At 35.0% G+C, this 13,208-nt stretch carries 11 protein-coding genes; 8 read left to right on the top strand and 3 right to left on the bottom strand.

All coding sequences use genetic code 11. From position 1 onward, the window contains the following. Positions 1–155 precede the first annotated feature (155 nt). Positions 156–1,079: a hypothetical protein gene (locus HOO91_20140; protein NOU19875.1), complete on the top strand. Its 924-nt coding sequence runs from the start codon at positions 156–158 to the stop codon at positions 1,077–1,079. A gap of 18 nt (positions 1,080–1,097) precedes the next feature. Then, entirely contained in the window at positions 1,098–1,535 is a 438-nt protein-coding gene (locus tag HOO91_20135; protein ID NOU19874.1) for a hypothetical protein, read from the top strand. 42 nt (positions 1,536–1,577) lie between these two features. Here HOO91_20135 and uvrA read toward each other — a convergent pair whose 3' ends face one another. Next, positions 1,578–4,400 (bottom strand): excinuclease ABC subunit UvrA, encoded by a 2,823-nt coding sequence (uvrA, locus tag HOO91_20130; GenBank protein ID NOU19873.1) that lies wholly within the window; start codon positions 4,398–4,400, stop codon positions 1,578–1,580. Positions 4,401–4,708: 308 nt separating this feature from the next. On the opposite strand from uvrA, the gene HOO91_20125 reads away from it, so the two are divergent. The 5 genes from HOO91_20125 (at position 4,709) to HOO91_20105 (ending at position 7,012) form a co-directional block, all read left to right on the top strand. Further along, a complete protein-coding gene (locus HOO91_20125) occupies positions 4,709–5,296 on the top strand; it encodes a sigma-70 family RNA polymerase sigma factor (GenBank protein ID NOU19872.1) in 588 nt (195 codons plus the stop codon). A 175-nt stretch (positions 5,297–5,471) separates the two neighbouring features. Then, entirely contained in the window at positions 5,472–5,669 is a 198-nt protein-coding gene (locus tag HOO91_20120) for a hypothetical protein (GenBank protein NOU19871.1), read from the top strand. A gap of 82 nt (positions 5,670–5,751) precedes the next feature. Further along, on the top strand, positions 5,752–6,600 hold the full coding sequence (locus tag HOO91_20115; GenBank protein ID NOU19870.1) for an SPFH domain-containing protein: 849 nt from the start codon (positions 5,752–5,754) through the stop codon (positions 6,598–6,600). Between the two features lie 3 nt (positions 6,601–6,603). Then, the gene (locus HOO91_20110; protein ID NOU19869.1) at positions 6,604–6,795 is read left to right on the top strand and encodes an Arc family DNA-binding protein; all 192 of its coding nucleotides are present in this window, start codon (positions 6,604–6,606) and stop codon (positions 6,793–6,795) included. Beyond that, the gene (locus HOO91_20105; protein NOU19868.1) at positions 6,788–7,012 is read left to right on the top strand and encodes a GTP-binding protein; all 225 of its coding nucleotides are present in this window, start codon (positions 6,788–6,790) and stop codon (positions 7,010–7,012) included. Before HOO91_20110 ends, HOO91_20105 begins: the two co-directional genes overlap by 8 nt. Before the next feature lie 175 nt (positions 7,013–7,187). Here HOO91_20105 and HOO91_20100 read toward each other — a convergent pair whose 3' ends face one another. Then, the gene (locus HOO91_20100) at positions 7,188–7,889 is read right to left on the bottom strand and encodes a 16S rRNA (uracil(1498)-N(3))-methyltransferase (protein ID NOU19867.1); all 702 of its coding nucleotides are present in this window, start codon (positions 7,887–7,889) and stop codon (positions 7,188–7,190) included. Positions 7,890–8,002: 113 nt separating this feature from the next. Here HOO91_20100 and HOO91_20095 point away from each other — a divergent pair, with 113 nt between their 5' ends. Beyond that, a complete protein-coding gene (locus HOO91_20095) occupies positions 8,003–8,506 on the top strand; it encodes a metallophosphoesterase family protein (GenBank protein ID NOU19866.1) in 504 nt (167 codons plus the stop codon). Between the two features lie 49 nt (positions 8,507–8,555). Here HOO91_20095 and HOO91_20090 read toward each other — a convergent pair whose 3' ends face one another. Next, complete coding sequence (locus HOO91_20090) at positions 8,556–13,202, bottom strand: hypothetical protein (GenBank protein NOU19865.1); 4,647 nt, start codon at positions 13,200–13,202, stop codon at positions 8,556–8,558. Between the last annotated feature and the right edge of the window lie 6 nt (positions 13,203–13,208).

The following is a 13,208-nucleotide window of genomic DNA, read 5'->3' as shown; positions in this document are numbered from 1 at the left end:
TATTTTATTTACCTGATAAGATGATACAAAATGATTTACAAGCTTTTATTAACAGAGATTAAAGCAAAATTAAGTGTCATCATTTGAAAAAAGTATTATTTTTACTTGTTGAATAGAATGTTTTCAAGATATTTACCAAATAAAAGTGTAGGTGTATGGTAAAAATGTCAACAGGACGTGCAGAAATATTGGTTAGTTATCTAATTGTATTCGGGCTATTTATTATAAGTTGCTCGTCCGATGGTAAAAAGAGAGATAAAGTGGAAGTTGATATGAATTCTCCTTCTCAGGATAGTGTTGCCATTAAGGGAATTAAGGCTGCAAAACAAATTTTTTACTCCTTGCCTTCGCCGCTTGAAACAGCTATGATTCTTAAAAGAGCTGGAGCCAAGTATAATGAGGAGATTCTTAACTCTGTAGATAATACTTCTCGCTATAGCACAAATAAGAGTATGGCTCTAAATTTGGGTATTTATAGCACAGACCTAAGCTACTCAAGCCTCTTCGATCAAACACAAGCATCAATTAAGTTTATGACTGCTTCAAAAAAGATGGCTGAAGGACTTGGCATACTTAATGCTATAGATAATTCCATTATTCAAAGATTGGAGGAGAATGTGAATAATAGGGATGTTATTCTTGATATAATTTCTGAAACTTTGCTAAATACTAACTCAAACCTAGAAGAAAACGATAGAGTAGCAATAGGTTCGATTATTTTAGTTGGTGGTTGGGTAGAGGGTCTTTATATTGCAACAACCTTAGTTGATAATTTTAATTCTACAGACAATGAGTTAGTTGAGAGAATTATTGATCAAAAATTATCATTGAATACGGTTGTAAATTTACTTAATCAAAACAAGGATAATCCAGATATTAAATCTGTTATGGAGGATATCAATGCTATTAAACTAATATACGAACAGGTTCAGATTTCGGTTTCGGGGGTTGAGGCTATACCAGATAAAAAAAGCGGGGTTACAACTCTGAGATCAAAAAATGTATCGTCAGTTAGCCCTGAAGTTTTTTCGAAACTCAAATCCAAAGTTTCTGAGATTCGTAATAAATATATTTTATAAAATAACTTAAATCTCAATATGAAATCACTGGCTTACATTGCTATTGTCAGTTTGTTGCTGGGAGCATCATTCTCCGGTGTTGCACAGTGTAAGAATTTTGCAAAGAAGATATGCAAGCAAGAGCTTGCTCCATATATACATGATGGGAACTTTAATGCTGCAATTCTTACTGAGGGTGAGGATGCTGAACTTTTTAAAACATTCTATGCTGGACAAGAGTATAGAATCTCAATTTGCTGCGAGGAATCGTTACATAAGGTTGAGTTTAAAATTCTTGATGTTGATAAAAAGTTACTTTATACGAATGCCAATAACAACTATGCAACTTCGTGGGATTTTAAAGTTGAGGCTACACAGCAGCTCATAATTGTAGTTAAGATTCCTAGCGATGAAAAGAATACAGATATACCTGTAAGTGGATGTGTTGCAATAATGTTTGGTTTGAAAACAGAGTAAAGCAGAATTAAAATATTATTAAAAATAGTCGCACTAATGCGACTATTTTTTTACCAATAATTCTTCCAATTTGATTTTTACAAATGATCCAGTTATAGAATTGGATGATTTAGAAAGTTCCTCGGGAGTGCCCTCAAATACTAAATCTCCACCCTTGTCTCCACCATCAGGACCTAAATCAATTACCCAGTCGGCACACTTAATAACCTCCATATTGTGTTCAATAACAATTAGACTGTGCCCTTTTTGAAGGAGAGCATTAAATGCATCCAAAAGTTTACGAATATCATGGAAGTGTAATCCTGTTGTAGGCTCATCGAAAATGAAAAGGTGAGGTTGAATTGCCTGATCTTTCTGAAGGAATGAGGCTAATTTCACCCTTTGACTTTCGCCTCCGCTAAGTGTACTCGATGATTGACCTAATTTGATGTATCCTAAACCAACGTCTTGGAGGGGCTTTAGCCTTTCATTAATCTTTCGTTCTGTGGATGACTTCTCACTTTCGAAAAATTCAATTGCTTGGCTAACTGTCATCTCAAGGATGTCAAAAACATTGGCTCCTTTGTATTTTACTTCAAGTACATCTTCCTTAAAACGTTTACCTCCGCAAGTTTCACAGATTAATGTTACATCTGCCATGAACTGCATTTCAACAGTGATTACCCCTTCGCCTTGACACTCCTCGCATCTACCACCCTCAACATTAAAGGAGAAATGTGAGGGCTTGTAACCACTTCGCTTCGCATAGGGTTGATCCGATAAGAGTTTACGCACCTCGTCCCATGCTTTTATATAGGTAACTGGATTGCTTCGAGATGATCGGCCAATTGGATTTTGGTCAACCATTTCAATACCCTTTATAAGGTGTATATCACCCTTTATTTGATCGTGTTGTCCTGGGCGATCACCCGTTCCTACAAGTAGTTTTGATGCTGCTGGGTATAGAATACCTTTTACCAGAGATGATTTTCCTGAGCCGCTAACACCAGTAACCACAGTCATCACATTAAGCGGGAACTTTACGCTGATATTCTTTAAGTTATTTTCTCTTGCTCCCTGAACCTCTATATAATTTGACCATTTTCTTCGTGGATGTGGTATTGGTATGTTTTCAGTTTTATTTAAATATTTAGCGGTAAGACTATCCTTTGATTTTTCAATCTCATTCTTAGTACCTTGAAAAACAATTTCACCTCCATGCCTTCCTGCCAAAGGGCCTATATCTATTATATAATCTGCGGATCTTATTATTTCTTCATCGTGTTCAACAACTACAACGGTGTTACCTAAATCGCGTAAATCTTTTAATACACCTATTAATAATTGAGTATCTCGTGAGTGAAGTCCTATACTTGGTTCATCAAGAATGTATAATGAACCAACAAGGCTACTTCCCAAGGATGTAGATAGATTTATTCTTTGGGATTCTCCTCCAGACAGTGTTGTAGATAAACGGTTAAGGGTTAAATATCCAAGACCAACATTATTAAGGTAGTTGATTCTATTTTTGATTTCTGTGAGAATTCTTTTAGCAATTTTATAATCGTGGTCGCTTATTTTAAAATTATCGAAAATTTGAATGAGTTCTGATACGGGTTTGTTAACTAGATCCTGAATTATATAGCCATTAACCTTTACATACGATGCTTCTTTCTTTAACCTAGCACCTTTACATTCAGGGCAAATGGTTTTACCCATATACCTCGAAAGCATTACCCGGTATTGGATTTTATATTTTTTCTCCTCCAGATGTTTGAAAAACGTATAAATCCCATCAAAATCTTTTGTTCCATGCCACAAAATATGCTTTTGTTGTTCACTAAGTTTATGGTAGGGTTTATGAATTGGGAAATCATTTTTATCAGCAAATTTAATTACCTGATCCTTATACCAGCTCATCGTTTCACCTTTCCAGCAGACTACAACCTCTTCATAAAGCGATAAACTTTTGTTAGGAATTACGAGATCCTCATCAATACCAATGATTTTACCATACCCTTCGCACCGAGGGCAAGCTCCTAAAGGATTATTGAAACTAAATAAATGCTCATTGGGCTCTTCAAAATTAATTCCATCCCTTTCAAAGCGATTTGTGAAGATCTCTTCAATCAACTCTTCACCTTTATAAATCTTTAGAAAGCATTTCCCATCGCCTTCTGCAAATGCAGTTTGAACTGAATCTCCCAATCGGCTAATAAAATCATCGGAGTGAGAAACTGCAAATCTATCAATTATCAATCTAAGAGATGCTTCGGATATTTTTAACAAATCACGGGTCTTCTCTTCATCAATCCTTATAATCTGATCTCCAACCTCAACCCTTGTAAAACCTTCTCTGGCAAGTTCGGCTAATTTTTCTTTAATCATCCCATTCCCATTTAGGTTTATGGGTGCAAGAAGAATCACTTTTGTTTCATCCTCAAAGGAGGTAATATGCTCAACCACATCAGTAACCGAATGTCTTTTTACCTGTTTCCCTGAAATGGGGGAGTAGGTCTTTCCAATTCTACCAAATAGGAGTTTTAAGTAATCATATATCTCTGTTGATGTACCTACGGTTGATCTTGGATTGCGTGAATTTACACGTTGCTCTATAGCTATGGCTGGAGGAATTCCAGAAATAAGATCAACTTCAGGTTTTGATACTCTTCCAAGGAATTGTCTGGCATAAGATGATAGGCTCTCTACGTAGCGGCGTTGACCTTCTGCATACAGAGTATCAAACGCCAGTGATGATTTTCCTGATCCTGAGAGCCCAGTAATAACGATTAGCTTATTTCTTGGAATATCGAGGCTGATATTTTTAAGATTATGAACCCTAGCACCCCTTATGGCGATTATATTCTTTGATTCTTTATTCGGCATCATTTTTTTATTGACCTACAAAGGTATTAGTTTATTAATAATTATATAGAAATTTGCCGGAATGAGTTTACCCATTACTATTATTCTCCCTATTAGTGAAACCTTATAGATACTTCATAAGTAAAAGTAATTAATTAGTATAGGAACAATCTTTTTTAAACAAAAGTTTAGATTTTTTGCTTAAAGAGTTTTTAATTTTCCTAAAAAATTGTTTAATTGCATATAATTACTGCGTAACAATAACTTTAACTAAACTGTCTGCCTATTGAACATCTCTACCCGTTAACCAAAAAAGTTAGGAGGTAGTTGTGGATGCTAACAATTCAAGCGATTATGAACTCGTAGTCGAGTTTGTAAATGGCAGACAATCTTCAATTGAGGTATTAATCCGACGACATCAGAAAAGAGTTTATAGTTATATATTTCTGCTTGTCAAAAAGCAAGTTGTGGCCGAGGACATTTTTCAGGAAACATTTATTAGGGTTATCAAATCCCTAAAAGAGGGTAAGTATATTGATACCAATAGGTTCTCATCATGGGCTATGCGTATAGCACATAATCTTATTATCGACCATTTTAGGAGGGAGAAGCAGTCAAAAATGTTATCGAAAGATGCTTATGAGGTTGATATTTTAAACCATCCAAGGTATTCGGATAAAACTGTTGAAGAAGAAATTGTATTTGAGCAGATTCTAACGGATGTTAGAGCATTAATTGAACAACTCCCAGAGGATCAACGTGAGGTTATTCTTTTGCGTCATTATTCGGATTTGAGTTATAAGGAAATAGCAGAGCAAACCAATGTAAGTATAAATACTGCGTTGGGAAGAATGAGGTATGCTATTATCAATATGCGAAAGATTATGGTGGAAAATAAAATGATTCTTACCAGTTAAAGTTCTTAAAGTGCCTTGAGTTTGGAGTGCCTAAAGTTTTGAAATAGTAAACTCTAGGCACTTTAAGTATTCTAGTCACTCCAAACTTTATGTTTTAAAGTAATAATATTTCTTAATAATAGTATAATAATATTATATGGCATTCGTTTTATTCTAAAAATATAACGGATAGCCTATGGATAAAAAATTTACTCCCTATTTTTTTCAATATACATATTTTGCAGGTAGAGAACATACTTCGTTTACTAATTTAGAGCTTACTTTTGAATATGATTTCTGGTTATCAAGGAAGATTAATCAATTAATTGAGAGTACCCCTGAACTACCTGATGAGATTATAAAAACGATATTGAAAAAAGCGAATGTTTGCTAAGCCGGAAATTTTTCCGGCTTTTTTCTTGCTTTTAGATTTTTTGAGTGATATATTTGTGATATCAAAATAATATCATAATGCTATGGAAAAAAATTTCAACCCTAAGTCTGGGTACCTTATGTTTTCGGTACTCATACTTCTATTAGCAGGTATAATTACTGCTTTGGTATTAACAGAAAACCCTTTGTTCGCAATCGGTTTGATTGTAGTTCCATTTATTGCACCTGGATTTCTCATTGTAAATCCAAATGAATCGTCAGTACTTGTTCTTTTTGGAAAGTATGTGGGAACAATTAAGGTAAATGGATTTTTCTGGACAAATCCTTTTTACTTAAAGAAGCGTATTTCATTAAGGGCTCGAAACTTCGATAGCCAACCAATTAAAGTAAACGATAAGGTCGGCAACCCAATAATGATTGGCTTAGTACTTGTTTGGAAGGCTGAGAATACTTTTAAAGCCTCATTTGATGTGGATCAGTACGAGCATTTTGTTGTAGTGCAAAGTGATGCTGCGCTTCGTAAACTTGCAGGTATGTTCCCTTATGACAATTTTGAACTTGAGGATGCTAATATTACCCTTAGGGCAGGAGGTGAGGAGGTTAATCATCGTTTGGAAACTGAACTTAGAGAAAGACTTAATATTGCTGGTATAAACGTTATTGAGGCTAGGATTAACTACATTGCATATGCTCAGGAGATTGCAGGAGCTATGCTACGCCGTCAGCAGGCAACTGCTGTTGTAGCAGCACGTGGCAAAATTGTTGAAGGTGCGGTTGGAATGGTTCAAATGGCACTAGAGCAGCTGTCGGAGAAACAGATTGTTCATTTAGATGAGGAGAAAAAAGCTGCTATGGTAAGTAATTTAATGGTGGTGTTATGCTCCGACGAGTCGGCTCGTCCAGTTGTAAACACAGGAACACTCCATCAATAATTTATGGCTGATAAGAAATCTTTCGTTCTTAGGATTGCTCCAGAAAAGTTGGAAGCCGTTGAAAAATGGGCAGCCGACGAGTTTCGTAGTACCAACGGTCAGCTTGAATGGATAATAGATCAAGCTTTGAAAAAAGCGGGACGATATAAGGTGAAATCAGCTAAAGAAACGGATGAAACCAGTAATCATGAATAAAATGACAATAAGAACTAAATACTCATGCCCCAGGTGCGGAAACCATGAATTTGAAATTGGCGAAGTTTTCATGGCTGGGAGTATTTTGGCCAAAATGCTCAATTTTGAGTTTAAAAGATTTAGTACAGTAACCTGTTTGAAGTGTACTAATACTGAACTATTCAAAACTCACAAAAAGGATATCCAAAATGTATTGGATTTTGTGATAGGGAAATAGAATGGAGATTGTCTAAAGAGAAGGGTTCACGCTAAGAACGCAAAGTTTTTCGCAAAGATCACAAAGAATATAACTCATTAAATCAGCACTTTGCGGTCTTTGCGTTTTCTCTCAGCGAGTTTTGCGGGAAACTTTTTCAAGTTTTTTAGACAACCTCTATTTATTTCGATAAATATTAGCTATTCGCTAGATTAACGATATGACATGCTACAACTCCAGCAGTTTCAGTTCTTAGGCGAGAGTTTCCTAGACTTATTTCTTTAATATTTAATTGGGTTGCTTTACTAATTTCATCAGAACTAAAATCACCCTCAGGGCCAATTAGGATGGTGGTTTTTTTGGTTGAATTCAATTCGTTTTTTAGATGATTTAATCCTTTCCTTTGGCAGTGAGCAATATATGTGCTTTCGGGTGCCTGTGCTTGAATGAATTGTTTGAAAGGTGTTAAGGGATTTAGTTTTGGAATGTATGCTTTAATGGATTGTTTCATTGCTGTAACAATAATCTTTTCGAGTCTTTCGTTATTGATAACCTTACGCTCCGAGTGTTCGCAAAGCAATGGTGTTATTTCATCGATACCAATTTCGGTTGCTTTCTCTAAAAACCATTCATAGCGTTCAATGTTCTTTGTAGGAGCAATAGCAATGTGTAGATAGAAATTGCGTTTCTCATATTCCTTAATGGTTTCAAAAACTTCTACCTGACATCTTTTAACTTCGGGCTTTACAATACGAGTTTTGAATAGACCACCCAATCCATCAACCAATGTGATTTCATCGCCTAAAGCTAACCTTAAAACGCGAATACAGTGCTTTGATTCCTCCTCGTTGAGGGTGTATAAATTATCAGAAATATCTGGAGCGTAAAATATTTGCATTGTTGATGAAATCAAAAATTAAATAATGGATTAACGAATTGGAATCTTTTTATTGTTTCAAATATACCGATTTTGAAAGTGTTGTTACCTTTATCGTTCTATAAAAAATCAAAATGTTAAGAATAGGGTTACTTTCAGATACACATGGTTATTGGGACGATAGCCTAGCATCATTTTTTGAAAACTGTGATGAGCTATGGCATGCAGGGGATATAGGGAGTTTAGAAATTGCAGATAAATTAGCGAGTTTTAAAAACTTTAGAGCAGTATTCGGAAATATAGATGATCATAAATTGAGGGTTGTATACCCTAAAATCCAGAGGTTTAAATGCGAAGAAGTTGATGTATTTATAACTCATATCGGTGGGATTCCCGGAAAATATGAACCAACAATATCCTCAATTATTGAAACTAACCCACCAAAACTATTTATATGTGGACATTCCCATATCCTTAAGGTGATGTACGATAAGAAAATGGGGTTTCTTTATATGAATCCGGGTGCTGCAGGAACTTTTGGTTTTCATAAATTTCGAACAGCACTAAGGTTTACCATAGATGGTTCTGATATCAAAGATCTTGAGGTATTGGAAATCCCAAGAAAAGGTCATTTATAATTAGAACTCTTATTTTCAGTATCAAGCAATAAACTCCTTGTTTTTTAGATTAATCCACAGGTTTTGTCTCAGTATTATTTTCAGTAGTTGATTCCTTCGATTTTTCTTGCTCCTCAGATTCTACTGATGTTTTATCTTTATCAGAAGTTTCATCCAAGTTTTCATCCCCTTCCAGAAGTTGTTTGTAGCGTTTACGAGCAATATTAAGTTCGTTTCTTGTACCAACTAGGAAGTTATACTTTTGTTGACCTAGAGGTACTTTTACTTTTCTCTCACTCGATTTCATGAGTTTAATTGGATCCGTAAATAAAGTATTATCGGATGAAACCTGCATTGTTCCCTTGGTATAGGTAAATACGTAGTACTTTTCTTCTCCAAGATGTAGGTAAAGAGTCATGAAGTCACCGCTTCGCCGTTTATATATTTCGATATAGCCTTTTACTTTTTTGTTAACCTGTACATTGCCAATTGTGCCAATGCCAATTTTACCAATGGAAATGAAGGAATTTGTTCGTGGATTCCATTTGAGTTTGAGATCTGCTAAAGTTATAGTGCTTTCTAGACCTTTGGGAACCATTGTTGGTGCTCCGAAGAGACCTATTTGGGATATAGCATCTATGGCTTCTTTGGATTCTGCTAAGGCGTAATATGTTTTTTTAATAATTTTGCGACCTAAATCAACCTTGTCAAGTAATGGGAATGAATTTAAATCTGTTGCCATTGCAATTAATGACGGTTGATTGAAGAAGAAATTTATCTGAAGATAAGTATCTAATGTTAGCGAGTTATCTTCAAGTTTATGTATTAAACTTCCATTTAACTTTAGCTTTACCTGACCCAGGTTTATTGGCAAAGTAATATTTCCCTCGCCGAAGAGCATACAAAAATCTTTTTGAAGACTGACAGTATTCCCCGAGGTATCGGGATTAAAAATTTTATATGATGGCCCAATTGTAAACCTCCGATTGTTTTTATTGAAATTCATATAACCAGAGGCCTGAACAAAGGGTATATCGCTATAGGTTTTTCTGATACCAAGAAGGGAACCATAAAGTTTTATGGAATCTTCGGTAATTATACTGCCATTTATTAATCGCGCTTGACCAGTATTCATTGGATCATCAGATATGGGTATTAGAATACTATCAGGATTAATGGTTGTTTCGAATTTAATTAGATTTGGGTATAGTTTTTTGCAATGGAAAATGGGTCTTGTGCCTCCATTGAAATAGAGAAATTTCTCTGATGAATTGAGCGAAACCTTTCCAGCAAAACCAAATTCGGGACTGAGTTTAAAACTATCGGCTTGGGTAATATTGCCATTCCCATAGGTGATAATTTTATCGTTAACGCCAAGTTCGTTTAATGCGATGGTTTCAATAGAATCATTTTCATCAATATAATCATAGAAGCCTTTACCGAAGTATTTCTTTCTGCTTAAAACCGTAATATCTGAGTTATAAACTCTGTGGTAACGTTTAGGAATGCTGGCAATAACTGTTGCTTTACTTAGCGGAAGTAATCTAAGAGAAGGCTCAACGGATATTTTTTTATCAATTGGATAAACAACCGCATCAGCCACAAGAAGGTATTTAACTGAGTCGGCATTTAATTTTGAATTTTTCAAATTGTATGTAGCCTGTGGTGAGAAGAAGTAAAGGGAATCCTCGTTAAATCTTGTTGAGTAGAATACTGATCCTATAGGAATACTATCCTTATCGGCCATACGTGAAACATAAAACTTCTCGGCTTCAACCGCCTGCTGACGACCTCCTGTTGACATTGTTAGCTCGTTATTGCCCATATTCCAGATAATTCTATCCATGTGGGTTTCGTATCTAAGAGGCTGCATCTTGGCATAGATACTTATCCCTTTTTTGTTGAATATACCCTGACGAGTTAGAAAATCAATTTTAGCTTTCAGCTTAGTTGATTCAAATGATACGGAATCGGAATTTGGAACATATAAATCAAGGCTAGTAGAATCGGTATTAAAATCGTTAGCCTCAAATTCATATTTTTTTGAAATTAGCTTTGCGTTATCAAGCCTAACGGTTCCATTGCCAGTTAACCCAAGGGGTTCGAGAAGGAGATTGCCCATAAGGCGGGCTTGGTTAGTATACATCTCAAAGGGTTGTTCCCCTCGATAGGCAAAAAACTTTTCCCGTTTGGGATACCATTTGATACGGTGTTTATTACCCTTTGTTTCTGGATATTGTATTCCAGCGAGTTGTTGATCAATTGTAAATTGGGTTGATTTTGTGGCTAGTGAATCGGGGAAAAAGTAAAAATCATTGGAAGTGGTGGTAGATGTAATATATTTTAATTGACCATCGGCTCTTAGCCCACTGTTACTTAAATCTATTTTATTAAAAACTCTACCCTTTCCATCGAAAACAGCCATGCCTTCAGGGGGAGTTATACAAATAAATCCAAGGGAGTTATCTGGGCGTAACTTCAAGGTATCCTCTATTGGAGCAAATATATTTGATGAATAAAGGGTTCCAATAAAATTAATGTCTTGTTGATCGAAGTTATTTAAATTGTTGAATTTGTAGGGTTTAACTTCAAAGTAAAAACTATCTCGTTTATACACCCCGCCAAAAATTGCTGGATCATCATAGTAAATGAATGATGTTGCGGTGCTATTAAATACAGGATACCCTTTATTCTTCTTTAATCCTGATTTATTATCAGGCTTATCGATAAAAATATCTCCAGTAATTTTTTCGAAGGTACTGCTAATGGTTTTAAGAACATTCCTTCCAGTCATATCATACTGACTTGTCTTGTAGTCTAGTTTTAATGAATCAACATCTTCCAAAACAATTTTAAAATTGCTATAATCAAATTGAAATTTTTTTCCAACAAATTTGAATAACCCCGAACGTACGCTTCCCCCAAAAGAAAAGTTTCTATTTTTTTGCATTACAATTTGATGCTTATAAGGATAGATGTATACATTTTGAGAATCGCTAACAGAGATATTATCAATACCATAAATGGCAAGTTCCATTGTTTTCAGATTAAGCTCTGCATTAGGCAGACTACCCTGAGTTAGGGAGTTAAAATTGATAACATCATAATCGATGAGTTGCCCTCGGGCTTTAATGGCATCGTATAATTTGGGGGTAATCTGAATTTCATCGGTACTGAAATCATAATAAATATAACCCTGTACTGCAATTTTCATCATTTCAATCCGAACCTGTTCTATGGATTTTCTGAGATAACCGGCCATATCCTCTGCAAGGAAGTATTTGCTTTTTACCTTTCGTGCATAGTTGGCTAAAGCCAATAGCGGGTGTTTTTCGTCAGGACCCATCATTAGGTCAAATTTTTCCTCATTAAAGTAGTTGCCTGATTCAAAGGTTGCCCTATTTATTGCAGAACCTGTTGATGCTCCGAAAAAAATCTTATTATCCGTTATTTTCCAGCTAAGCTGGCCTGATGAGATTGAGAGTTTGTGATAAGAACTGTTAAATGGACTTTGTGTTAACAATTTATCGGTTGAAGATATAACAACCGTTTTATTTTGGTCGTTGTAATTAAAATTTAAGCCTACATGAAATAGTGAATCCTTATCGAATTTGAATCGAATTTTTGCCTTTTCGGAGTTAATGATTTGCCGTTGGAAAATAAGGATATTGCCTTCAACTCTTAAGAATTCTTTATCGTTTTGTTTTATTATTATGGTTGCAAGTTTTGATGCGCCTCCAGTTCCAATGAGTTTTGAACCACGCATGGTGAAACCACCCTCGTAGTCAACATTTTTAAAGAGATCCTTGATTTGAAACCACTGATCGTATGATTGGAATTCTGGGTAAGGTATGGATTCAGGCCTATAGTCTTTTAATAGCCAATCTGTTAATTTACCTAAGGTTGGTTTTGTAAAATAATCGTGGTTTATAAACTTTGCAGAATCAGCTTTATAGTTGTTTTCATTAAGATTAATCTTATATTTTAAAAGGATTGCAAAGATTACGTTTTCAGGGTAATTTGACCGAGCCCATGTAACCTTACCATTATTCCCCTTCCAAATTCTGGTCAATGGATTAAATGAGCCAGCGGTCGATTTTATAAAAATACTATCCTTGCTGTTTGAACAGATTAGGTTTATAGAGTCATATGAAATGGTAAATTCTTTATCAGAATTAAAACGATAGCTATTCTTATTTACCTTCCAGAAATAGCCAGATTTTTCGTTTAAAATTCCTTTTGTAATTGTACTTAATGAGATTGATAGAAAATCATCAATTTCAACGATACTAATTTTAGGATCGTTTACAATGTTTTGAAACCCTTTATCCCATGATGTGTATTGGTTCTTTGCGTATTCATCTTTACCGCAAAACATGATTAGCTGGACGTATTTAAAAAAATGATCCTTGCTATTAATTGTTTTTTCAAGCATTTTGGTAGATGCCGTTACTATATCTTTTTTCTGCTCATCAATTAGAATCGAATCGACTGTCCAAAACTTGGTAAAATCTTTAAGGAGTTGATCGTTTTCCTTGGTTATATCCTGTTTAAGGATATTATTCAATTCAATAGGGAACTTTTGAATATCGCCAGAAAATTTACCCTCATCCCTAGAGTAGGCTATTATAGCATTAATGGCTATTATACAAATAATAACAAGGGTTATAATGAAAGAAAGTAACCTTCGGTTAATGGAGGAAAAGTTTATAGCCATATTCTA

Source organism: Bacteroidales bacterium, assembly GCA_013141385.1.
Taxonomy (GTDB): Bacteria; Bacteroidota; Bacteroidia; order Bacteroidales; family Tenuifilaceae; genus UBA8529.
Note: the sequence above shows the minus strand (reverse complement) of the source record. Positions and strands in the feature narration are given on the sequence as shown.

What these genes read in the sequence shown, in the direction of transcription:
- HOO91_20090 (NOU19865.1), bottom strand. Translation starts at nt 13,202, where the DNA reads ATGGCTATAAACTTTTCCTCCATTAACCGAAGGTTACTTTCTTTCATT.
- HOO91_20135 (NOU19874.1), top strand. Translation starts at nt 1,098, where the DNA reads ATGAAATCACTGGCTTACATTGCTATTGTCAGTTTGTTGCTGGGAGCA.
- HOO91_20120 (NOU19871.1), top strand. Translation starts at nt 5,472, where the DNA reads ATGGATAAAAAATTTACTCCCTATTTTTTTCAATATACATATTTTGCA.
- uvrA (NOU19873.1), bottom strand. Translation starts at nt 4,400, where the DNA reads ATGCCGAATAAAGAATCAAAGAATATAATCGCCATAAGGGGTGCTAGG.
- HOO91_20110 (NOU19869.1), top strand. Translation starts at nt 6,604, where the DNA reads ATGGCTGATAAGAAATCTTTCGTTCTTAGGATTGCTCCAGAAAAGTTG.
- HOO91_20115 (NOU19870.1), top strand. Translation starts at nt 5,752, where the DNA reads ATGGAAAAAAATTTCAACCCTAAGTCTGGGTACCTTATGTTTTCGGTA.
- HOO91_20140 (NOU19875.1), top strand. Translation starts at nt 156, where the DNA reads ATGGTAAAAATGTCAACAGGACGTGCAGAAATATTGGTTAGTTATCTA.
- HOO91_20105 (NOU19868.1), top strand. Translation starts at nt 6,788, where the DNA reads ATGAATAAAATGACAATAAGAACTAAATACTCATGCCCCAGGTGCGGA.
- HOO91_20095 (NOU19866.1), top strand. Translation starts at nt 8,003, where the DNA reads ATGTTAAGAATAGGGTTACTTTCAGATACACATGGTTATTGGGACGAT.
- HOO91_20100 (NOU19867.1), bottom strand. Translation starts at nt 7,889, where the DNA reads ATGCAAATATTTTACGCTCCAGATATTTCTGATAATTTATACACCCTC.